Below are 247 nucleotides of genomic sequence, written 5' to 3'. Positions count from 1 at the left end.
AACATCCTTCAAACTGGCAAATGGCTACGTCACGATGGGGGGATTGCCCTATAAATATGTACTCAATGCCTATGGACCAGCATCCAGTCGCGGGCAAGCAGAGAGCGCACAAAGTCTTTTTGGAAGCGTGTCTCAAGAATCAGAAGAAAACACTCTCAAGGATTATACAAGATACGTTATAAAGAATGATGCTCTTGAGGGAATTCCAGAAAATATGAAAGATAAACCAGCATCCAGTCGCGGACAA

The 247-nt window shown here is 43.7% G+C and carries 1 pseudogene; it reads left to right on the top strand.

The features are described 5' to 3' along the window. Nucleotides 1-247, top strand: a pseudogene (locus BN202_RS10075) (hypothetical protein); the annotation flags it as partial.

This window comes from Bartonella florencae (genome assembly GCF_000312525.1).
Taxonomy (GTDB): domain Bacteria; phylum Pseudomonadota; class Alphaproteobacteria; order Rhizobiales; family Rhizobiaceae; genus Bartonella; species Bartonella florencae.
Note: the sequence above shows the minus strand (reverse complement) of the source record. Positions and strands in the feature narration are given on the sequence as shown.